Origin of the sequence: Microcoleus sp. LAD1_D3 (assembly GCF_036702135.1) — a bacterium.
Classification (GTDB): Bacteria; Cyanobacteriota; Cyanobacteriia; order Cyanobacteriales; family Microcoleaceae; genus Microcoleus.
In genome coordinates this window covers 1-21353 of sequence record NZ_JAUBSB010000078.1, presented here as the reverse complement: position 1 = coordinate 21353, position 21353 = coordinate 1, and the positions used below count along the sequence as shown (strand labels likewise).

Sequence of the window (21353 nt, the reverse complement as noted above, 5' to 3'; positions counted from 1 at the left end):
AGCTTGCACACGCGGAGCGTTCAAACCATTCAAAGTCTTTCTCTGTCGAGGTTTTAGGCTTTTTCGGCAAGCCCTAAATATCTAAACCCGTGACTGTTAAGTCGGGAGGATGTTCGACAACAAACTGGTAATATAACTCTTGCTTTGCTTGCGGCGGCAGAGACATTATCCATTCTAGCAGTCCCATTTCACCTGCTACTATCTTCGGATTAGTGAGAGTCGATCGCACTTTAATTTGTTCATTACGGCTGACTGGCAATTGCTCTTTTAGTGTCAGGTGTACCTGCACCTGATACAAGTTTGTTACATTTAAGCGATAAGCGTAACTCGTGCGCCTCTGCTGACCGATCAGTTTTTTATCTACTTGTCTTTCTACTAATTCCCGCTCTATTTTTAGCCCTTCATCTATTCCTAAATTCAGTTTATATTCTTGCCCCGGGGAAACATTTTCTAACTGCACACTGCCGACAAAAGTGTTGTTGCGAAAAATATTTGCTTTACCGGGCAGCAGGGTTGCACCTGTTATCGGATTCACAACAACTGCTTGCAAATAGGCAAAACTGACTAAACGTGGAACGGCAATATATTCAGGTTTAAACGGGTAATTTTCGCTGAAAATAGTGACTTTGTGCGGTGTACCGTCGCTGGGAATCTTGGTATTTCCCCCTACTTGAAATGAGACAGTGCCTCCTTCTTTCGATACTTGTGTGGTCGCGGTTTGAGCTGCTATGAGTTGGGGTGCGGCACCAGCAGGTGGCCCATTGTCTTGAAACTCTAAGTTTGTATAATCTAGTGCTATTTCTGCTTCCGCAGGCTGTCGGCTGCGTGTCATCATAAGTTCTCGGGCTTGAGCATATCTGGGGTAAACAGTATCGATAAACCAGGGTTCGAGTTTTGGTGGCAAAGTTCCCATTCCCGGTTTTGCTGTGGATAAAGTCAGCGCTACTCCAGCCCAATCTTCGCCTGTATTTTGATTGACTTCGGCTAAGTAATTGAGATTAATTTGGTTGTTGGTAGTGTTGACTCGCAAGTCGTAAAGTGGAGTCCAGCGGGCTCCCATGACTACATAGGAAACTTCTAGTTCAAAATTGCCGATACCACTGGGTTCTATGGCAACAATGATGTTAAAACTTTGCTGAGAATGGGGAGTTTGTACTTGTCGCAACTGCAGCAGCAAAGCTTCTATTTGCTTGTCTAATTCGCGCTGCTGTTTTTCGTGCTGGGCGATCGCACTTACATATTTTAGGTAATTAGTTCCTAAAAAGTTGAGCAATTCACCAGTTTCGTTTAAACCTACCTGCTGTTTGGCGATGCTGCTGGAAAAGAAACCGACGCTTTTTTCGCTCAAACCTTCCACAAATTTGAGCTGAATTTTTCGGGCGGTTATTTTGTCGTTAATTCCCCGTCTTTGGGTTTGTAACTCCTGAATTTGTTGGGTTAATTCGGCAGTGCAATCGCCCACTGGTTCGCTGCTAAACACTGTTTCGGTTCGCACTCCCAAAAGTCGCACAGCAACTGTACCCGCACCCGTGGCCCTGACTGACTCTGTTTCGAGGGTTGCGGGTACAGAGGCGATCGCCAATTCTCGCTCGTTTCCCGTCAGAGATACCGTACCGCGGCGCGTCACCAAAGCGCGATCGGTGTAAACTGTAACTTCGGATATGCTAGTTTCTAGTGTTTTGATGGTATCAGAATTAATAATTTCTGAGTCAGTCATTGCCAGTTGCTCCTATTTAATAAACGTTTAGTCGATCGTGCATTTTTCAAAGTAGTTTATTAATCAAACTCAGAAGTTATTGGATTATCTACAGCGGAGGAGGGGGGGTTTACGAGATCATTAGTTTTATACATTGATGGTTGGTTAAACCTGCCCCTACAGTTTGATGTTCAAAATGCTAGCGCGGGGGTGGGCAGGTTTATGAGATCGTTAATGTTAGGCATTAATAGTTGATAAAACCCGCCCCTACGGTTTAATTTTAGCTCAGTGGCTCGATTCCTGCCAAATCCAAAATTTCAGGAATTAAATCTTCTCGTTTGACGGCCATCATGTGAACTCCTTGACAAATCTGTCGCGCTAGCTTGACTTGTTCGGCAGCAATTTTTATGCCTTCCTGCAAAGGTTCGGGAGCTTTTGCTAAACGATCGATAGTCTCTTGTGGGATGTTAACTCCCGGCACGTATTTTTTAATAAATTCAGCATTTTTAGCGGATTTAAACAAAAATATTCCTGCTAAAACTGGCTTGTTGCAGCCCGCTGCAACGTGGTGCATAAACTTATCCAAAACTTCAAAATCTGTAATTAATTGACTCTGAAAAAACTGTGCTCCAGCCTCTACTTTTTTCTCAAATCGACTTTGCAAACCAGACCAACTGGGGCATTGCGGATCGACGGCAGCACCGACAAATAAATCGGTAACTCCGTCTGTTAAAGGTTTGTCATTCCAGTCTTTGCCGCCATTCATTTTTTGAATGACTTGTAACAGTCGTACTGATTCAAAGTCGAATACACTTTTTGCTTTAGGATGGTCGCCCGCTTTGACGGGATCGCCTGTAAGTGCTAATACATTGCGAATCCCTAAAGCGTGGGCTCCCATGAGATCCGCTTGCAGGCCAATTTGATTGCGATCGCGACAAGCAACTTGACAAATTGGCTCAATTCCGTGCTGCACTAAAATCGCCGAAACTGCTAGCGGGCACATTCGCAAAACTGCGCGACTCCCGTCTGTGACATTAATTGCGTGAACTCTGTTTTTGAGGCGTTCAGCCATTTGAATTGTGTGAGTTATGTCGCCACCTTTTGGCGGGGCAACTTCGGCGGTAATTATAAATTCTCCGGGGGTGGTGCAGGCTGTGCGAAAACGATTCATGATTATTTTTCTGTTATTGGCTATTTGTTATTTGGCAGTTGGCAGTTGACAGTTGGCAGTTGGCAGTTGTTAGTGGGCAGTTGGCAGTTGTCATTCTTAACCAATAACAACTAACAACTAACAACTAACAACTAAACAGGTAAAGAATAACCGAAAGCTGTCTTAACCTTAGTTAGAGTTTGATTAGCAATAGCTTCTGCTTGTTCTCTTCCGCGACGTAGTACAGACTCTAAATATCCCGGATCGTCCATTATTTCCTTGTATTTATCCTGAATTGGTTTGAGGGCATTAATTGTCGTCTCTGTCAGCAAGGGTTTAAAATCTCCCCAACCCATGTTTTCACACTCTGTTGCTACTTCTTCCTTAGATTTGCCGGAAAGCAGGAGATAAAGTGTCAGCAAATTTCTAGCTTCGGGGCGATCGGGGTCGTCAAACGTCAAACCCCGCACGGCATCGGTTTTACAGCGCTTAATTTTTTTTGCGATCGTATCGGGCGAATCTAATAAATTAATTCGACTTTGTTCGGAAGGGTCAGATTTCGACATTTTGCGCGTGCCATCTGTCAAACTCATCACCCTCGCACCGTCAGTCCGAATTAACGGTTCGGGAAGTTTCAATACGGGCTTTTCGGGTGTGCCGAATTGGTGATTTAATCTGATGACAATATCGCGGGTGAGTTCCAAATGCTGTTTTTGGTCTTCTCCCACTGGCACTTTGTCGGCATCGTAAAGCAAAATGTCTGCTGCCATTAACACGGGATAATTTAGCAAACCTGCGTTGACATTTTCACCTTGTTTAACTGCTTTTTCTTTAAACTGAATCATATCTTCGAGCCAGTTAATCGGCGTAATACAGTTGAGCAGCCATGCTAGTTCTGTGTGCGCCGAGACGTGGGATTGCACGAAAATAGTAGAATATTCTAAATCGATGCCGCAGGCTAAATAGAGTGCGGCGATCGTGTAAGTGTCGGAGGCTAGAGTTGCTGGATTGTGCGGTGCGGTAATTGCGTGCAAATCGACTACGCAGAAGTAATTTTCGTACTGACTTTGATTTTCTACCCAGTTGCGAATGGCACCGAGATAATTGCCGAGGTGAAGATTGCCTGTTGGCTGAACTCCTGAAAGAATGCGCTGTTTGCCCATGAGGAAAGAATAGAATTGAACTCACATTTCTATATTGACACGTTATTTCAATTTCAGAGCCTCTAATTTTCTGGCGGTTGACTGTTGACTGCTGACTGCTGACTGCTGACTGTTGACAACTAACACCTGACAACTGACAACTGACTAATTACCAATCTGTCAGCAACCTTGCTTTCCGCAAAATAAATGTCAGAACAGTTTCTTCCCCGGTAATAATATCGCCTCTACCTTCCATTCCCGATTGAATCGAATACTTGCGGGGGACATTAGCCGAGGATTTTCCGAAGAATTGACCGTTGGCGGATTCGAGTTTGGTTAAATAAGTTTGTTCGGGCTTAATTGCCACTTCGTAATAAGCTGTACCTAAATTATTAGTGGGATTTTGAGTGGCGATCGCATCTGGGGCGATTTCGCTGACAGTACCTTTCAATGTGCCGTAATCGGGGAAAGGCAAAGCCGAAATCCTGATCTGTACGGGTTGACCGATTTGGATGCGGGCGATGTCTTGGGATGTCACCTTGGCTTTGACTACCAAGGGTACGTCGCTGGGGACGATTTGAGCGATCGCGCTGCCGGCTTGTACGGTTTGACCAGTATTTCGTACTTCCAGTCTGAGAATTGTACCATCAGCGGGCGCGCGGATCACGCTATTTTCGAGTTTTAAGTCAATTTGATTTAGTTCTTTTTTAGCTTGAATCAATTGTTGTTGAATTGACGATCGCTTGACGAGCAAAACCCGCCGACTTCTGCCCAGTCTCTCGGCGACATCTGGCAGCAATGTGGCGAATTTTACTAAAGCGGATTCGATTAATTCCTGTTGGGCGGAACTTTCACTTTGGATGCTTTTAAATTGGGCGCTGGCCAAAATTTGATTTTCTAAGTCGCGCAGTTGCTGGTTGATTTGCTGTGCTGCTGGTTGAGACTGATTAATTATTTCTTGTAACTGTTTTTTTTGAGCGCCCAAACGCGAAGCGTCTATAACTGCGATCGCATCTCCTTCTTTGACTGTCTGATTCTCGCTGACAGCAATGCTTTCGACTGTTCCTTCGGTTGCTGCTTGCACGACGCGCACTTCTCCGGCTGGACGGACGATCGCATCTGCTTTGACTGTAGCGCTGTATTTGGTGACGCTAGCGAGGGCGATCGCCCCGCCAAAGGTGGCCACCATCAAAATGCCACCCAAAGTCGTCCAGCGGCTGACAGGGGGCAAAAACTGGTCGTTATCAAAGGTTTCAGCGGGTGTGGCTTCGGGAGTGAGAGACATGGCGGCAAGGGAGAGAGGGGAATAGTTTGGAGTTTTGAGTTTTGAGTTGGGGGGGAGGGAGAGATTGATCGCTGATTTGTTTTGTCACTTTTATGATCAGCTTTCCGGAAACCAAGTATAGGTTTAGAAGTCTAAATCAAAATTCACAGGGTAAAGGTAAAAATCCGCACAGCTTTGCCCTTCCCACCCACAAAGTTCGCCAAATATCAAGAGGAGTGAAGCCAACGGGCCACTGTCAGGAAAATATGGGGTTTTTGCAATGACTTTTGGCGCTGTTACCGGGTTTTTCCTGTATGCGTAGGTAGTAAGTAAGTACATAGGTATTAATAGGAGTTCTTTATGTCAGAAAATCAACAACATTCACTCTTCATGGAACTAACCGATGGAGAATCTGCTACTGTCCGTGGTGGCAGCATTAGCATGGGTATCAGCGGCGCTAACAGCAACAGCGAGACCGATAACAGCAGCAGCTATGGCGTCAATATGCTGTTTTTCCTGCCGCAACCTAGCCAGCTTTATCTGTACGATCCGAGCCGCGATCGCCCTTACCCAACCCTAGTGGTTTAGATAGGTGAGTCAAATTGTGCGATCTAGTAAATTTTGAAAATTTCTCCGTAATATTCCGGAGGTCGCACAGCACTACAAGAAGTATTAGTCAGTATTTACACGAGGCTCTAGAAATTCGATAAGATTTCTAGTTTCCCTTCAATTTTATTAAGTTAAACGGAGTCAAATCATGCAAGGAACAAAGGACGATTCACTGTTTGCTGAACTCACCCCTGAAGAATCAGCTAGCGTCAACGGCGGTCACTATTCCCGTCGAAACTGTTACCGTCCGACGCGTCACGTCGTGTACCGCCGGAATTGCGACGGCTCCTTCAGAGTAGTGTACCGCTACTATTAAGGTTTAGTGCTGTCAATTCAGCTCGATCTATTGATGTTAATTAATAAAGCACCCATAAACTTATGGGTGCTTTGTTCTGATTGGGTACTCGGTGAAGAGTAATGTTCATTAGGCTCTACTCATTATTCATTTTGCCAAATGTTAAAGAACATTCCTTTTATCCGAGAAATGCCTTTCTTCGGACAAGTAAACAGGTTGATGAAATATCAGGTTGTTCTCCAGCAGAGCGAAGAAGATTGCGGTGCAGCTTGTCTGGCTTCGATCGCTAAATTTTATGGACAGAATTTTACAATTAGCCGCTTGCGAGAATTTGTCGGCACTGGGCAACAAGGGACGAGTTTACTGGGCTTGAAACAAGGAGCTGAGGCGATCGGCTTTAATGCTCGATCGGTGCGAGCAGCCGCTGCAATTTTAGACAAGCTCGATGATGCCCCTCTACCGATGATTATTCACTGGAGCGGCTATCACTGGGTTGTTTTGTACGGTAAACAGGGCAACCAATATGCGATCGGCGATCCGGCTGTCGGTATGCGCTATGTTTCTAAAGCAGAATTAGCAGCAGCTTGGACAGATTGGCTGTGCTTGCTAGTAGAACCCGATGCGGAGCGGTTTTTTGCGGCAGCAGAGGGTCAACCGCCCGCCAATTCTTTACAAAAATGGATGCGCCGGATTGGGATTTATCGCCCGATTTTAATGGAAGCATTTTTGCTGAATATGGTGTTGGGTTTGCTGTCAATTTCTTCGCCTTTTCTCGTTCAACTGCTCACCGACGACATTCTGGTGCGGGGCGACAGACAACTCCTGGCAAGCGTGGCGATCGCAGTTATAGTTATGAACCTTTTTAGCAGCAGTTTAGGGTTAGTACAGTCGAACTTAATTGCTCAGTTTTCCCAGCGTTTAGAGTTAGGATTGGTGATGGAGTTCGCGCGCAAATTTCTGCGATTGCCTTTGAGTTTTTACGAAACCAGACGCAGCGGCGAAATCGTCAGTAGATTACAAGATATCCAAGAAATAAATAAATTAGTTTCTCAAGTCGCTATCAGCTTGCCTAGTCAATTTTTTATCGCTGTAGTTTCTTTTATTTTTATGCTGTTTTACAGCAAAGAACTGACGCTAGCAGCTACAGTGATTGCTCTGTTAATGACTGCATCTACAGTGGTATTTCTGCCCGTATTGCAGCAAAAAACGCGCAGTTTATTTGTGTTGGAAGCCGAAACTCAAGGCGTTTTAGTAGAAACTTTTAAAGGCGCGCTGACCGTCAAAACTACTAGCAGCGGTCAGCAACTTTGGGAAGAATTTCAAAGCCGCTTCGGCCGGTTAGCAAATATCACTTTCCGCACTACACAAATTGGCATACTCAACAATATATTTTCCGGGTTTATTGCCTCGGCGGGCAGCATTAGCCTGCTGTGGTTGGGCAGCGGTTTGGTGATTGACAAGGTATTGAGTATCGGTCAGTTGCTAGCGTTTATTAGTATGAATCAAAACGTTACTACTTGGGTGACTTCCTTAGTCGGATTTTCGGATGAAATAACTCGCGTCCAGACAGCAACTCAACGGCTTTCGGAAGTTATCGATGCTGAACCGGAAACAAAAAATGATAGTAATAAACCTTTTGTAACTATTCAGGACCGCGACGGTATTGTTTGCAAGGGTGTTAGTTTTCACTACCCCGGCCGACTTGACTTGCTGGAAAATTTTTCGGTGACGTTTCCCGGCGGTCAAGCAATTGCTTTAATCGGCTATTCTGGCTGCGGAAAAAGTACGCTGGCAAAAGTAATTGCTGGTCTGTACCCGCTGCAATCTGGTAATATTAGAATTGGCGGTTACAACTTGCAGGATTTGTCTCTTGACAGTCTCAGACAGCAGGTTGTTCTTGTTCCTCAAGAAGCGCATTTTTGGAGCCGTTCGATTCTAGAAAATTTTCGTTTGGGCAGCCCAGATATCAGCTTTGAACAGATTGTTAAAGTTTGCAAAATTGCGGGCGCGGATGAATTTATCAGCCAATTGCCGGATAAATATCAAACTGTTTTAGGGGAGTTTGGAGCGAATATTTCTGGCGGACAAAGACAAAGATTGGCGATCGCCCGCGGCATTCTCAACAACCCACCCGTATTGATTTTAGACGAATCTACCGCAGGGCTTGACCCCGCAAGCGAAGCGGAAGTTTTAGAACAATTGTTGATGTATCGGCACGGGAAAACCACGATTTTTATCAGTCACAGGCCGCGAGTGATCGATCGCGCCGATTGGATTATCATGTTAGAACGCGGCCGGTTGAAAATGCAAGGTTCGGCTGCAAAATTGCGATCGATTCCAGGAGACCATTTAGAGTTTTTGCATCCTTGAGCTAGTTAATAAAACGACAGGTTGAAATCTGTCGCTACACAAACAACACCCGGCTGCGCGGTTCGACCCCTCCTTCTACAGTCAACACTCAACAGTCAACAGTCAACAATCATTTCGCTCGTGCAACCGGAATTGATATCACTCATGACTAATAACCTCTCTAAGATTCTTGAGCCAAAGTACATCGATCGCACAATCCGAAAAACTCCAAAGTGTGATAATAAATCTTGAAAGAATGAGATTGTTGTAGTTGGCTTTCTAAGTGGTGGACGGGGCATTCGTCGATCGTAATGGAGGTGCCGCATTCCAGACAAGTTAGGTGATGTTGGTCTTGGTGGGCGGCACCGTAGAGAGACTCGCCACTAGCGAGAGTTCTGACGTGAACGAACCCCTCTCGCTTTAAACCGTCGAGGGAGCGGTAAACTGTTGCTAGGCCCATGCTTTGGTCGCTGTTACGCAGTTCTAAGTAGATATCTTGCGCTGAGAGCGATCGATTCAGGACTTTGAGCAAGTTTAAAATACGCTCCTGACTGCGGGTGTGGTTGGTTCTCATAATTTTTTTCTCGAATCTGCTGGAATCACATCTGTCCCTATTTCTAGGCTATCTTACTTGGGCGAACCAAATGGCGATCGGCGCGCAGCTCAGTTGTAGAATACAATGGGGCTAACTTTCACATCACCTACCGCAACATTCCCGTGACTCAGAAATATCTTGCCCAAATCTATGTTACCCTCCGCCCTTCTGTTTTAGATCCGGCCGGCACAGCCGTACAGTCTGGTTTGCAACACATGGGATACGACAATGTTGAGCGTGTGCGAATCGGGAAGTACGTTGAATTGAGGCTGACTGCTGCTGGTGAGTCGGAGGCCCGCGAACAACTCGATCGCGTTTGCGACCAACTTTTGGCCAATCCAGTGATTGAAAATTATCGCTTTGATTTGACTGAAATTCCTGTTGCTGTGGAGACAGCGGCGGCATAAATGCGATCGCCCCTAGGGTGTGTTTTTAGCCCCGGAGATCCCCCCTAACCCCCCTTAATAAGGGGGGGACAATAGTGTTCAAAGTCTCTATTAAAAAGGCCAGGACAAGAGCGTTCAAAGTCTTCGTTAAGAACACGAAAACTCGGAGCACTCAAAGTCCCCCTTCTTAAGGGGGATTTAGGGGGATCGAGACTTTGATACAAGCGAGAGAAACATAAGATTTTAGTCTTATGTTGACACCTCTTCCTTCCTCCCTCTTCCCTCTTCCTTCTTCCTTCTTCCCTCTTCCTTCTTCCCTCTTCCTTCAGCTTATGAAATTTGGAGTTATTGTTTTTCCGGGTTCAAATTGCGATCGCGATGTGGTATGGGTGACTCAAGGGTTACTTCACCAACCGACGCGGATGATTTGGCACGAAGATACCGATATTTCGGATATCGATATCATTGTAATTCCCGGCGGTTTCAGTTACGGAGATTATTTGCGGTGCGGCGCGATCGCCCGTTTTTCTCCGGCGATGCGGGCTACTGCGGAACACGCGAAACAGGGCAAACTTGTACTGGGTATTTGCAACGGTTTTCAGGTGTTGACTGAAGCTGGTTTGCTGCCCGGTGCTCTGGTGCGGAATGCGGGATTGAATTTTATTTGCGATCGCGCTTCTTTGAAAGTCGAGCGCGGTAATACTCGTTGGACTGCGGCTTATACTTCGGGTGAAATCATCGATTTGCCGATCGCCCACGGTGAAGGCAACTATTATGCGGATGCCGATACTTTAGCAGAACTAGAAGATCACAATCAAGTGTTGTTTCGCTACTGCACAGAGGCGGGCAAAATTAGCGATGCTGGGAATCCCAACGGCTCGTTAAATAATATTGCCGGTATTTGCAATCGCCAAGGCAATGTGTTAGGAATGATGCCGCATCCAGAACGGGCATCCGATCCGATGTTGGGCGAAACTGATGGGGTGAAATTGTTTCAAGGGTTGTTGATGGCAAGTGTGGCTGCTGTTTTGTAGTTGATATTTGCGACATTGTTGTAAATACCCTAGGGTGCGTCGCTATTGTAGGGACACGGCAATGCCGTGTCCCTAATTTTCAGGGACACTCGAAAATCTCGTAGCGACGCACCCTACAAAATTAAAAATGCTAAAATGATTTGAAAGTCAATACATCGGAGAACAGTCCTATGCCTTCACCTTTTCCTGGAATGGACCCCTACTTAGAACACCCCGATTTCTGGCAGGAAACTCATCATTGGTTAATTTCTGCGATCGCGGCATCCTTAGTCCCTCAAATTCGCCCTAAATATGAGGTTGCAATCGACAAACGCATCTATGAAATTACCGAGCCAAATGACAGTAACAACGACTCCCTTTTAGTAGGTATCCCCGATGTCGCGATTAAGCGTCAATCTAATAACCCGAATATTCCTACAGGTTCAGTTGCTACTTTAACTATAACACTTCCGACTACCGTCAAAGTGCCGGCTCCTGAAAAGATTAAACAGACTTACCTGGAAGTGCGAGAAATGGCAACGAAACAAGTTGTCACCGCAATTGAAATTCTTTCTCCCGTGAACAAACGTAGTGGAGAAGGAAGAATTACTTATCTCAAAAAACGCCAGAGTATTTTAGGCAGCTTAACCAATTTAGTCGAAATCGATTTACTACGAAAATGGGAATCTATGCCCATTCTTAATAATTCTATTCAAAGCGATTATCGGGTTTTGGTCAGTCCCAGTAATCGCCGTCCGTTTGCCGAACTTTATGCTTTTAATCTCCGCGATTCTCTACCTATATTTCCGCTTCCCTTGCGTGAGGAAGATGTAGAACCTATTGTTAATTTACCAGAAATATTTGCAGGTATTTACGATCGCGCTGGCTATGATTATCGGATCGACTATAATCAAGAACCCGTACCGTCTCTCTCGGAAGAAGATCGGGTTTGGGCTACCCAACTTTTGCAAGAAAAAGAACTTCTAGATAATTAATTATATTTTACTTTATATCGTAGGGTTAGTCGCGATCTACCATCTCTAAATCAACTTGAAATTTTCGCAGCGACGGACTAAACGGCAGCCGGCAAGATATAATTACTACCAACTATTTAAAAGAGGAATATTTATTTTATGCCACTAATGGACTTAGCTAATTTTAAAACTAGGGTTATTGGATGCAGTGCGGTGATGGCTATTGGACAAGTTATTTCAAATGCGATCGCCAATCCGGGAACTCAAGCAGCAGCGGGTATGATCGGCGGCCCGATCGCAGTTGGGGGAGTTTCGATCTTGGCGGCGATTGCTACTGGTATAGCGGGGAATATCGCGGCTAATGACCTCGGAAATCGGATGACGGAAGGGTTGAGCAAAAATCCGAGGATTCTCGATAATCACGATTTGATTAAGGCGGCGGGTGAGGCGATCGGCTATATTTTGAGAGAGGTTGCGAAGTCTGATCGCTTAATTGCGATCGCCGAAACCAAAAATTTGCCTTATCCAGAAACAGCACTCAGTCAATTAGCCGAGAAAACTCCTGAATACTGGCTGGATATTAACACGAATACAGCCGACTTGTCAAGGGGTTTAAATATTTCCGAAGACCAGTTAACCAAGATTTTTTCTGCGGATGCCGAGGAGTTTGATCGAGTTACCGGATTGACAACGGCAGATTGGGCAAGTTTCGTCAACGAATTCGCGGCCAGCGAGGGCAAATCCTTCGATGCGGAAATTGTGGAATTTGTGGCGGACAAACTGTACGCAACTTTCCCGAAAGCGTACCGCGAAGTGCTGAAACTGGATGCGGCGAAGGGAGGAGAAAAGTTTGCGGCGATGCTGTTGAACCTGCACCAAATTGCTTTGGCAGAACTCAAAGATTTGGGGCTGCAAAATGGGGAAATTCTGCACAAATTGGAGGCCGTGGCAACTGGGCAGCAGATTTGTCAAGTGATGGTGAAATTGTCCGCCATAGAAATTGGCATCCGGGACGATTTGGCGCAAGTTCGGGAATTGCTGCAAACATTTATCGATACTTCCGCGCCCCGATTGCCGATTTCTTTGAAGTCCGAGACGATTATTGAAGACCGGACTAAAGACTTTACCGGGCGCAAGTTTGTATTTGAAGAAATTGCCAGTTTCTTGCATAAAAATCCGAAAGGCTATTTTGTTTTAGAAGCAGAACCGGGGGTCGGGAAAAGTTCAATTATGGCGCAGTCCGTGTTGATGATGAGAGGCCGCTGCGTTACTCATTTTAACTCGCGATCCGACGGAATTGTTGATGCAAAAATATTTCTCGAAAATGCCTGCATTCAGTTAATACAAGGCTTTAAACTCAGGGATAAGTATCCGCAACTGCCGGAAAATGCGACGGCAAACGGCAATTTTTTAGGGCGACTGTTGGGGGAAGTCAGCGCTACATTGGGCGGGAAAAAGTTGATTTTTGTGGTAGATGCCCTCGATGAAGTAGATTTGAGTTTGCAAAGTAGCGGTAGCAACGTTCTCTATTTGCCGGAAGTTTTGCCGGATAACGTTTACTTTATTGTTTCCAAGCGGCCGGAATTTTTGCCTTTGCCGATGAATCATCGGGTGTTTGATTTGATGCAGTACGATGCAGAAAGTCTGGAAGATACGAAGGCTTATATTGCAAAACGCACCAGCAATAGCGCGTCGATTCAGAATTGGATTGCCAGTCATGATTTGAGCCTGGAAGAGTTTGTGGGGGCGGTGGCTGAAAAAAGCCAGAACAATTTTATGTATCTCCGCTACGTGCTGAATGATATCGAAAACGGCGAGTACAGGGATGTTTCTTTGGAAGATTTGCCTAGGGAGTTGACAGGATATTATGGGAAGCATTGGGCACAGATGATGGGCAGGGAAGACGATCCGCTGTTGGAGATGAAAGTTAAGATTATCTACGTGATCTCGAAAGCGCGCGAAGCTGTTTCTCGCGGCTGGATTGCTAAATCGGTAGGCGAGACAGATTTTAAAGTACAGCAGGTACTCAAGAAATGGGATTCATTTTTGCGGCAGCAGCAAGTCAACGGCGAAATTCGGTACAGCACTTATCACAACAGTTTTCGCGAGTTTCTGGCAAAAGATGAAACCGTGCAATCTGCGGGGGTTAATGTTGAAGAACTTAACCGCCAAGGTATGAATAAAAGGATAGAAGGAGCGCCTATATGAGCGATTTGGGTGTGTGGTTGGCGAAGCAAAGTAAATCGGAGCGAGAATATTTGTTGAAGCATCAACCCAGGGATTTCATTGAGATTGGGCGAGATTTCAACCGTTATTATCGTTGGCTGACGGATTTTGGTTTTATTGAGGCGAAGTTAAAATTGTTGGGGGTGCAGCCGCTAATTGAGGATTACGATTTAGGGAGAAATGCAGATGTGTTGCTGTCGGAGGGGCAAACTGAAACTTTGCGGTTGATTCAAGGAGGAATTCGCAAGTCGGCGCACGTTTTGGAAAAGGATAAAACCCAGTTGGTAGAACATTTGTGGGGGAGGTTATTGGATTTGGAAATGCCTGGGATTCAGGCAATGCTGGCACAAGCAAAGCAGTCGAAAGATAGTCCTTGGCTGCGGCCTTTAAAGGCTAATTTAGAACGGGCGAATGAAGGGGCATTGCGAACGCTGGTCGGTCATACTGACTCGGTAACAGCAGTGGCGATCGCACCAGACGGCAAAACAGCAATTTCGGCTTCAGAAGATCGAACCCTGAAAATTTGGGACACAGAAAGTGGCAGTCTACTTTTCACCCTCATCGGTCATACTAGCTATGTATATGCAGTGGCGATCGCACCAGACGGCAAAACAGCGATTTCGGCTTCACAGGATAAAACCCTAAAAGTCTGGGACACAGACAACGGCACCCTACTTAGAACCCTCACCGGTCATACTAGCTTCGTAAGTGCAGTGGCGATCTCACCCGATGGCAAGACAGCAATTTCCGGTTCATGGGATGAAACCCTGAAAATCTGGGACATCGAGACAGGTACCGAATTCTTAACCCTCACCGGTCATACTGACGGGGTAAATGGAGTGGTGATCGCACCCGATGGCAAGACAGCGATTTCCGGTTCATGGGATGAAACCCTGAAAATCTGGGACACCGGGACAGGCACCGAACTCTTAACCCTCACCGGTCATACTAGCGGGGTAAATGCAGTAGCGAGCGCACCCGATGGCAAGACAGCGATTTCCGCTTCAGGCGATCGCACCCTGAAAATCTGGGACACCGAGACAGGAACTGAACTCTTAACCCTCACCGATCATAATGACGGGGTAAATGGAGTGGCGATCGCACCCGATGGCAAGACAGCGATTTCCGGTTCATGGGATGAAACCCTGAAAATCTGGAACACCGAGACAGGCACCGAACTCTTAACCCTTACCGGTCATACTAGCGGGGTAAATGCAATAGCGATGGCACCCGATGGCAAGACAGTGATTTCTGCTTCATCAGATAAAACCCTGAAAATCTGGGACACAGACAGTGGCACTCCACTTTTCACCCTCATCGGTCATACTGGCATTGTCAATGCAGTGGCGACCTTACCCTCTGGCAAAACAGCGATTTCCGCTTCATTAGATAACACCCTCAAAATCTGGGACACAGACAGCGGTACGGAACTTATAACCCTCATCGGTCATACTGACTGGGTAAATGCAGTGGCGAGCGCCCCTAACGGCCTCATAGCGGTTTCCGCTTCATCGGATAACACCCTTAAAGTCTGGGATTTGATTAGCTACAAAGAGGTTGCTAGTTTCAGCGGAGATTATAAGTTTAAGTGCTGTGCGATCGCGCCTGATGGGGTGACAGTTGTAGCCGGCGATGAGTCGGGCCGGGTGCATTTCCTGCGATTGGAGGGAGTTAGCGGCGGGTGATAATTGGATTTTTGGGTCGGTTCGGGCGATCTAATTTTTTGTGTACGGTTCTGGACGCACTCCCACCAAAGAAACCGGGTTTTTACCGAATCTGTGGTGGGAGTGCGTCTTGTCGTCAAAAACCCGGTTTCTCGGCCTCCCTTGTAAGTCCTAATGTAACGAGTTTCAGGGCGATCGAATTTGAGAGAAATGTGCGATCAAATTTTTGTGTTGATCGGGGCGATCGGATTTTTGGGTTTATGGGCGATCGGGTTTTTGGGTTTATGGGCGATCGAATTGGAGAGAAATGTGCGATCGGGCAATAAGTTGTTAACCAATAAGTGATTAATGGGAACCCGATTAGTGCGATCGTTACTTGTTTCTCGGATTCTATCAGGTTCAAAAAGATTGTGAGTAAAATAAACGGGGTTTGCGTCAGTTGTTTTTGTAAGTGAGTCTAGTAAAATGTTGGTAACATATTTTTTGGGATAGGCAATCGTGTAATAATTCTGCTGCCTATCTTTTTTTACCACAACACAGCTCAATCCTTACCCCGTCTGGATTTGGGGCGGGTTGTCACCCCCCCCAGCACACTAACAATCCTATTTTTTAATAGTCGCTTGCAAATAAAGCAGCGGGTCTTCAGCAACCCAACCCAAGCCCGAATTGTACCGAACTTCAAAATGCAAATGAGATGGCGGAATGTCCCGTTTTCCCGTCGTCCCCACAGTTCCCAAAACTTCTCCAGACTGCATTTTTTGACCGACTTTTACCGCAATATCTTTCAAATGAGCGTAGCGCGTTTGCTTCCCCGCTTCATGGTTCACCACCACTAAATTCCCGTAATCCCCCTGCGGCCCGGCAAAGGCGATAGTCCCTTCGCCCGCCGCCAAAACCTGCGTACCCTCCGACGCCAAAAAATCTACGCCGCTGTGGAAAAAAAATTCGCGCCGCGCCGGATGCAATTGCCGCCCGTAACGCAAAGCTTCCACTGCTGGGGCGGGCAGCGGAAATCCTTGCACCGATGGCGTTGCATCGGGAGTGATAGAACGCCCGATCGACCTATTCACCGCTGGCACAAACACCGTTTTCCCCAAAGACCTGCACCCATTCGCCTCAAATAGCAAGTCTGCGGGCACTTTGTAAGCTTCTGCCAGTTTTTGCCAATTCCAGCCCGCAGGCACTTCTACCTCCATGCCACTGTACGGAGGAATGACGATCGCACTTCCAGCAGATACTCCACCGCCCCGCAACATGGGATTTATCCCGATCAGCGCCGCAGGAATCACATTGTACTGCCGCGCGATGCTTTCAATTGTTTCGCCCTGGGCCACAGTGTGGCGACGCAACCGAGACATAGCCGGACTCGGGCAATCGCGGGCGGGGTCGGGGTTTTCTACAGGTGTACCTGAAGGAAGATTTGCAGGTGGGATCTCGGTATTTGTCGCCGCTTTCCCAACGGGTGCGATCGACCAAATTAGTGCAGAAATCAGCGGAAATAAGCGTTTAAAAGTCATTATGTACATAAAAAAGTATTCATTTCGGACAGTTGACAATTTTAAAATCCCGTGAAAGTGCATATTTGAAAGCTCTAGCCACCCCCCAGACTGTAAATCCCAGGCTAAGCCAAGTTAGGATGAGAATTATTAGTTTTAGTCGCTCTTGGCAAATCCGGCAAAATTGCCTGTGATGCCGATGGGCGCCTGCCTGTTAACAGCTATGTTCTTGAGGAAGCGGTACGCCCCGCCCCGCTTCCTTCCCGTCGCCAAGACAAAAATGCTTGATTCAGAACCTGTCTGCGGGGATGAGGTATTTAGCGGGAGTTATTAAATGAGTTTATCTTTTAAGCAAGCGACCCTTTATGTGACTTTGCTGTCAATCGGCGGAGGGATGGGATGGTTGGGAAATCGCTATTTGCAAGGCTCAAACAATCTGGAAACCGGATTGGTTTTGCCAGTAGTACGCCAGCAAATCCCCCCCTATCCCTCTCCTCCAGTTCAGGAAAATCGGGCAGTCGATCGCAGCAATCCCAATTTTATTGCTGAAGCAGCCGAAAAAGTCGGCCCGGCTGTAGTGCGGATTGACGCATCAAGCAAGGTGGCGAATCAAGTGCCCGAAGCTTTCAAAAATCCGTTGTTTCGTCGGTTTTTTGGGGAGAATTTGCCGCAGCCGGAAGAACGAGTCAAGAGAGGTACGGGTTCGGGGTTTATTCTCACTTCGGACGGCCGCATCGTTACTAATGCTCACGTTGTCTCCGGGACGGATACTGTCAAGGTGACGCTCAAAGACGGCCGCGAGTTTGAGGGTAAGGTGCAGGGAGTCGATCCGCTGACGGATGTGGCTGTGGTTAAGATTAATGCTAAGGAACTGCCGCAGGTGGCTTTGGGTCGATCGGACAATATTGTACCGGGACAGTGGGCGATCGCGATCGGCAATCCTTTAGGTCTCGACAATACCGTGACTGTGGGCATTATCAGCGCTACGGGTCGATCGAGTTCCCAAGTCGGCATCCCCGACAAGCGAGTCCGCTTCATCCAAACCGACGCCGCCATCAACCCCGGCAATTCTGGTGGCCCGCTGCTCAACGACCAAGGCGAAGTAATTGGCATCAATACCGCCATTCGCGCCGACGCTCAGGGCTTGGGATTTGCAATTCCGATCGAAACCGCCAAACGAATTTCCGATCAGTTATTCGCCAAAGGTAAAGCCGAACATCCCTATCTTGGCATTCAAATGGTCAGCTTGACTGCCGCCACCAAGGCAGAACTCAACAAACAGCTCGATAATAATAAAATTACCCTCGATCAAGGCGTAGCCGTGACGCGAGTCGTGGAAAATTCCCCCGCTCAAAAAGCCGACTTGCGCGCCGGAGATGTCATTCAAAAAGTTGACGGAATTGGGGTTAACACTCCAGGCGACGTGCAAGAACGGGTGGAAAACACCGTTGTGGGCAAAGAACTCGAACTGGAAATTAACCGTTTGGGTCAAGTTCAGAAAATTAAAGTACGTCCGGGTGCTTTTCCCCTATCGGGTAGCTCCGCCGGTGGCTAATACCATTTTCGATTTTCGATTAAAGAATTGGGAATGACTTATGGGATAAGGATTTGGAGCTTACTTACAGTTGCATTCTTTTGTGAAACTGGTATTTATTTGCAAACTGTGGAGGATGAAAGATAAATCTGAGGCTTTATAGTCCTGGACGGAGGAACCGGGTTTTTTTACCAAAATCCTCGGTGTAGCGCGAGGGATACCCGGTTAACAGCCCGGTTTCTTAATTCCCTGTGCCTCCACGATTCAGGATTATGGATTTTTCTGAACAACTTTCATCTTTCTGGCTTCCTCTACCCGTTGATCTTTTTACTTGTCTTTGGGTGAGTTTGGTTGAATCGAGCTGGTGCTTGCTAAATTTTCTTCTAGGTGCATCCTCTGCTCCATTTGCCTCAAAAAATAGCCTGTCATCATCGCTGAAGCTAGCAAACCTGCTAAGTTTTCGCGATCGGTGGTAATTTCGACGTTAAAATTTTCTGAAGGCAAAACGCCCACAAGTCCTTGAACGTTATGAGAGATTATTTCTCTGATGTCGGGGCTGACGGACTTGGCGACGCGGGCTAGAACCTCCGGGGATTGGTGTTGGAGGTACTTCAGCAGTGGATTGACTGCGGTTTGTTGGGCATTGGATGTGTCAAAGTCAGGGTGAAAAACCATTTGGCGATTCTTAATTTCTGGCTGGTTACATTCTACTTCAAACTACTCATCATTGCTTGGGTACAAATTTGCCTGAAAGTCAATTTGTAATTGTTTTGGCAGTTGGTCTACTTGAAAGTACCGATGAAATTTCTCGGTAACTTGTAACCAATACGACCGCCCTTCAGTGGGCCGCCGTTTGCGGACGAAACCCATTTCTACAAGTTCCTGCACTTGTTGGTAAGCTCCTGAACCTCGCAAGTTAACTAAATCTGGCTGAGCGATGCCGCCTTTGAGGGCGATCGCAGCCAGCGTCCGCAAAGCTCCCACACCTAATTCTGGAGGTATTAAAGTTTGCATTAAACTGGCAAACTCTTCTCTGAGTTGCAGGCTGTATCCTGTGGGGGTTTCGACGACTTCTAATGCACTGTCGCGGTGGGACGAGTCAGACATGAGTTCGATGATGGCGTCTTCGGCTTGGGCTCGATCGCACTTGGCAATCTCGGCAATTTCTGCGATCGACACTGGCTGACCTTTTAAGTAAAGTATGGCTTCTATTGTTGTGGCTAAGCGAGTCATTTGGGAATTAGTAATGAGGAATTGGGACGTTAAAAGAAGAAGGAAGAAGCAAGAAAGGTAAGGATTCAGGTCTCAATTAGAGGAATTAAAGAAGGAGTCTGCACAGCCGAGTCAACCATTGCTTTTAGAGCTTGGTCAAAAAACTCAATGACACAACGTCCTTGATGGCGACAAGTTTGTATAACAGTCAATAAATTGGCAGTATCTTGAAACCGTTCCATAGACCGGGAACCTCCACTAATTTTTCTTTTTGTGACGGCTAAACGTAACGTTCGTTCTGCTAAATTATTATCAGGCGGTATCTCTGGATGGTCTAAAAAATACCACCCGGAGATCAGCTTTCTTCCTCAAGGAGCGTAAAAGTTTCCCGGCTTCCCCTCCGGCTCTCTCTATCCATGAATTAATCGTAGATTCAACTTTTGGTTTAAACTGGGATGTCCAACTCAAGAATTCATCAAGGTTTTGGGTTTGTTGGCATAAAGCATAGTTTTTAAAACCCTCATCTATCAGGCTAATAAATTTTGCTCCAATCTCCTGGTTATTTAAGCCAGGAACCTGGATTAGTTTCTTGAAGTGACGGCGTAAATGCGCCAGACATTTTTGTTGGGCCTTGACAGGATAACCATTATAGGCGCTATAGTCATCTGAACTAAGTACACCTTCGTAGCAAGAACCCAAAATAGATTCTAATTCCGCGCGAGAGCGAGTATCAGCAGCATGAAATAAAGCGAAGTTGGTATTGGCAAAAATCCATAACCATTCTTTGACCCCTTTGACGGCCCTTGGCGTTTCATCCGCATGGATATTGGGCTGGGTTTGTTTGACCCACTGTTTGAGCTGGTCAATACTTTGAGTCACTGCGCCATTTATTCTTTCATTGGTCGCTACTAAAGTTCCCACTCCTATTTCTATTTTTCCCAGTTCCCACAACAGTTCTTGTTGTTTTTCGTAGGATAATTGTCCGTAATTATTTATCCATCCTAAAAAAGCTTGCAGTCTGATTCCGATATCTTGTCCCGGTACTATTTCTGGCGACCAGTCTGCTGTTTGTGTTTCCCCACACTCGCTGCAAATACACGTATATCTTTGATATTCTACTATTTCTATTGGACTCTCTACTAACTGAGCTACTTGCTGTCTCTCTATTTTGATGGGTTCGCCACTGAATTCGCTTTGACCACAACACGTACACACTTGCGGTCGTAATATCTCTAATCTATCTACCCGACCAAACCCCTTCCTCGTTTTTCCCGGATGCCCTGGTTGTCCTCCTGGTTTCCGTTTTGGTGTCTCCCTTTCATCTGTTGTTTGAGCTTCAAGTTTTTTCTCGCTTTTTTTGAGGAGGTCGGACGATGGTGGCTTTGATGATCTTGTGCTGTCTAAATCTCTGCTGATTTTAAGTTTCTCTATTTCCTGTTCTAGTTCTATTACTCTGGATTTTAACTGCTCTATAGCCCTCGCCTGCTCCACGATCATCTCTACCAGTTTCTCTGTCGCCAACTGTTTTAAGATTTCACTGTTGAGTTTGGGTGGCAGGTTTTTTTTCATAATTTCTACATTCTACTTTCCAGTATCACACTTGTCAATACCCACCACCTCATACCATTTTTTAAAAGATGTGATAGACTTGTGTAAAAAGTAAAGGAGAGCATTACAATGTCTGGTCGTCCTCATATAAAGATTACCGAATCAGTAGAAAACTTACGAGAAATCCTCAAAAATCAAAA

The 21353-nt window shown here is 46.3% G+C and carries 18 protein-coding genes and 1 pseudogene; 10 read left to right on the top strand and 9 right to left on the bottom strand.

Annotated elements, in window-relative coordinates; translation table 11 throughout:
- Nucleotides 1-73: 73 nt before the first annotated feature.
- The 4 genes from QUA74_RS26655 to QUA74_RS26640 form a co-directional block, all read right to left on the bottom strand.
- The gene (locus QUA74_RS26655; protein ID WP_333334998.1) at nucleotides 74-1717 is read right to left on the bottom strand and encodes a mucoidy inhibitor MuiA family protein; all 1644 of its coding nucleotides are present in this window, start codon (nucleotides 1715-1717) and stop codon (nucleotides 74-76) included.
- A 259-nt stretch (nucleotides 1718-1976) separates the two neighbouring features.
- Nucleotides 1977-2867: a methylenetetrahydrofolate reductase gene (locus QUA74_RS26650; protein ID WP_333334996.1), complete on the bottom strand. Its 891-nt coding sequence runs from the start codon at nucleotides 2865-2867 to the stop codon at nucleotides 1977-1979.
- 131 nt (nucleotides 2868-2998) lie between these two features.
- Entirely contained in the window at nucleotides 2999-4009 is a 1011-nt protein-coding gene (gene trpS, locus QUA74_RS26645) for a tryptophan--tRNA ligase (protein ID WP_333334993.1), read from the bottom strand.
- 148 nt (nucleotides 4010-4157) lie between these two features.
- The gene (locus tag QUA74_RS26640) at nucleotides 4158-5273 is read right to left on the bottom strand and encodes an HlyD family efflux transporter periplasmic adaptor subunit (protein ID WP_333334989.1); all 1116 of its coding nucleotides are present in this window, start codon (nucleotides 5271-5273) and stop codon (nucleotides 4158-4160) included.
- A gap of 339 nt (nucleotides 5274-5612) precedes the next feature.
- On the opposite strand from QUA74_RS26640, the gene QUA74_RS26635 reads away from it, so the two are divergent.
- The 3 genes from QUA74_RS26635 (at nucleotide 5613) to QUA74_RS26625 (ending at nucleotide 8526) form a co-directional block, all read left to right on the top strand.
- On the top strand, nucleotides 5613-5840 hold the full coding sequence (locus QUA74_RS26635; protein WP_333334987.1) for a secretion protein HlyD: 228 nt from the start codon (nucleotides 5613-5615) through the stop codon (nucleotides 5838-5840).
- Between the two features lie 169 nt (nucleotides 5841-6009).
- Nucleotides 6010-6177, top strand: a complete 168-nt coding sequence (locus QUA74_RS26630) for a hypothetical protein (protein WP_333334984.1) — start codon at nucleotides 6010-6012, stop codon at nucleotides 6175-6177.
- A 138-nt stretch (nucleotides 6178-6315) separates the two neighbouring features.
- Nucleotides 6316-8526, top strand: a complete 2211-nt coding sequence (locus QUA74_RS26625) for a peptidase domain-containing ABC transporter (RefSeq protein ID WP_333334981.1) — start codon at nucleotides 6316-6318, stop codon at nucleotides 8524-8526.
- 160 nt (nucleotides 8527-8686) lie between these two features.
- Here the strand turns inward: QUA74_RS26625 and QUA74_RS26620 are convergent, their stop codons facing one another.
- Nucleotides 8687-9079: a Fur family transcriptional regulator gene (locus QUA74_RS26620; protein ID WP_006634700.1), complete on the bottom strand. Its 393-nt coding sequence runs from the start codon at nucleotides 9077-9079 to the stop codon at nucleotides 8687-8689.
- A 143-nt stretch (nucleotides 9080-9222) separates the two neighbouring features.
- Between QUA74_RS26620 and purS the strand changes: the two genes are divergently transcribed.
- The 6 genes from purS to QUA74_RS26590 all read left to right on the top strand — a co-directional run bounded on the left by purS (nucleotide 9223) and on the right by QUA74_RS26590 (nucleotide 15708).
- On the top strand, nucleotides 9223-9507 hold the full coding sequence (gene purS / locus QUA74_RS26615) for a phosphoribosylformylglycinamidine synthase subunit PurS (protein ID WP_333334979.1): 285 nt from the start codon (nucleotides 9223-9225) through the stop codon (nucleotides 9505-9507).
- Between the two features lie 311 nt (nucleotides 9508-9818).
- Entirely contained in the window at nucleotides 9819-10520 is a 702-nt protein-coding gene (gene purQ / locus QUA74_RS26610; RefSeq protein WP_333334976.1) for a phosphoribosylformylglycinamidine synthase subunit PurQ, read from the top strand.
- A gap of 170 nt (nucleotides 10521-10690) precedes the next feature.
- Entirely contained in the window at nucleotides 10691-11494 is an 804-nt protein-coding gene (locus QUA74_RS26605; protein WP_333334973.1) for a DUF4058 family protein, read from the top strand.
- A gap of 138 nt (nucleotides 11495-11632) precedes the next feature.
- Nucleotides 11633-13681, top strand: a complete 2049-nt coding sequence (locus tag QUA74_RS26600; protein WP_333334971.1) for an ATP-binding protein — start codon at nucleotides 11633-11635, stop codon at nucleotides 13679-13681.
- Nucleotides 13678-15384, top strand: a complete 1707-nt coding sequence (locus QUA74_RS26595) for a hypothetical protein (protein ID WP_333334969.1) — start codon at nucleotides 13678-13680, stop codon at nucleotides 15382-15384. Before QUA74_RS26600 ends, QUA74_RS26595 begins: the two co-directional genes overlap by 4 nt.
- 189 nt (nucleotides 15385-15573) lie before the next feature.
- Nucleotides 15574-15708, top strand: coding sequence for a hypothetical protein (locus QUA74_RS26590; protein ID WP_333334966.1), 135 nt, complete (start codon nucleotides 15574-15576; stop codon nucleotides 15706-15708).
- 257 nt (nucleotides 15709-15965) lie between these two features.
- On the opposite strand, the gene QUA74_RS26585 is transcribed toward QUA74_RS26590, so the two are convergent.
- Nucleotides 15966-16880, bottom strand: a complete 915-nt coding sequence (locus tag QUA74_RS26585; protein ID WP_333334964.1) for a M23 family metallopeptidase — start codon at nucleotides 16878-16880, stop codon at nucleotides 15966-15968.
- Between the two features lie 313 nt (nucleotides 16881-17193).
- Here QUA74_RS26585 and QUA74_RS26580 point away from each other — a divergent pair, with 313 nt between their 5' ends.
- Nucleotides 17194-18414, top strand: coding sequence for an HhoA/HhoB/HtrA family serine endopeptidase (locus QUA74_RS26580; protein ID WP_333334961.1), 1221 nt, complete (start codon nucleotides 17194-17196; stop codon nucleotides 18412-18414).
- A gap of 306 nt (nucleotides 18415-18720) precedes the next feature.
- Here the strand turns inward: QUA74_RS26580 and QUA74_RS26575 are convergent, their stop codons facing one another.
- The 3 genes and pseudogenes from QUA74_RS26575 to tnpC form a co-directional block, all read right to left on the bottom strand.
- Entirely contained in the window at nucleotides 18721-19068 is a 348-nt protein-coding gene (locus QUA74_RS26575; protein ID WP_006635907.1) for a DUF760 domain-containing protein, read from the bottom strand.
- A gap of 42 nt (nucleotides 19069-19110) precedes the next feature.
- Nucleotides 19111-19626 carry an SMC-Scp complex subunit ScpB gene (scpB, locus tag QUA74_RS26570; protein WP_333334958.1) on the bottom strand — a complete coding sequence of 172 codons (516 nt, stop codon included), beginning with the start codon at nucleotides 19624-19626 and terminating at the stop codon, nucleotides 19111-19113.
- Nucleotides 19627-19691: 65 nt separating this feature from the next.
- Nucleotides 19692-21174: pseudogene (gene tnpC, locus QUA74_RS26565) on the bottom strand (IS66 family transposase).
- Between the last annotated feature and the right edge of the window lie 179 nt (nucleotides 21175-21353).

What these genes read in the sequence shown, in the direction of transcription:
- QUA74_RS26585 (WP_333334964.1), bottom strand. Translation starts at nt 16,880, where the DNA reads ATGACTTTTAAACGCTTATTTCCGCTGATTTCTGCACTAATTTGGTCG.
- QUA74_RS26605 (WP_333334973.1), top strand. Translation starts at nt 10,691, where the DNA reads ATGCCTTCACCTTTTCCTGGAATGGACCCCTACTTAGAACACCCCGAT.
- QUA74_RS26630 (WP_333334984.1), top strand. Translation starts at nt 6,010, where the DNA reads ATGCAAGGAACAAAGGACGATTCACTGTTTGCTGAACTCACCCCTGAA.
- QUA74_RS26600 (WP_333334971.1), top strand. Translation starts at nt 11,633, where the DNA reads ATGCCACTAATGGACTTAGCTAATTTTAAAACTAGGGTTATTGGATGC.
- QUA74_RS26580 (WP_333334961.1), top strand. Translation starts at nt 17,194, where the DNA reads ATGAGTTTATCTTTTAAGCAAGCGACCCTTTATGTGACTTTGCTGTCA.
- purQ (WP_333334976.1), top strand. Translation starts at nt 9,819, where the DNA reads ATGAAATTTGGAGTTATTGTTTTTCCGGGTTCAAATTGCGATCGCGAT.
- scpB (WP_333334958.1), bottom strand. Translation starts at nt 19,626, where the DNA reads ATGACTCGCTTAGCCACAACAATAGAAGCCATACTTTACTTAAAAGGT.
- trpS (WP_333334993.1), bottom strand. Translation starts at nt 4,009, where the DNA reads ATGGGCAAACAGCGCATTCTTTCAGGAGTTCAGCCAACAGGCAATCTT.
- QUA74_RS26595 (WP_333334969.1), top strand. Translation starts at nt 13,678, where the DNA reads ATGAGCGATTTGGGTGTGTGGTTGGCGAAGCAAAGTAAATCGGAGCGA.
- QUA74_RS26650 (WP_333334996.1), bottom strand. Translation starts at nt 2,867, where the DNA reads ATGAATCGTTTTCGCACAGCCTGCACCACCCCCGGAGAATTTATAATT.
- QUA74_RS26635 (WP_333334987.1), top strand. Translation starts at nt 5,613, where the DNA reads ATGTCAGAAAATCAACAACATTCACTCTTCATGGAACTAACCGATGGA.
- QUA74_RS26640 (WP_333334989.1), bottom strand. Translation starts at nt 5,273, where the DNA reads ATGTCTCTCACTCCCGAAGCCACACCCGCTGAAACCTTTGATAACGAC.
- QUA74_RS26620 (WP_006634700.1), bottom strand. Translation starts at nt 9,079, where the DNA reads ATGAGAACCAACCACACCCGCAGTCAGGAGCGTATTTTAAACTTGCTC.
- QUA74_RS26655 (WP_333334998.1), bottom strand. Translation starts at nt 1,717, where the DNA reads ATGACTGACTCAGAAATTATTAATTCTGATACCATCAAAACACTAGAA.
- QUA74_RS26625 (WP_333334981.1), top strand. Translation starts at nt 6,316, where the DNA reads ATGTTAAAGAACATTCCTTTTATCCGAGAAATGCCTTTCTTCGGACAA.
- QUA74_RS26575 (WP_006635907.1), bottom strand. Translation starts at nt 19,068, where the DNA reads ATGGTTTTTCACCCTGACTTTGACACATCCAATGCCCAACAAACCGCA.
- QUA74_RS26590 (WP_333334966.1), top strand. Translation starts at nt 15,574, where the DNA reads ATGTGCGATCAAATTTTTGTGTTGATCGGGGCGATCGGATTTTTGGGT.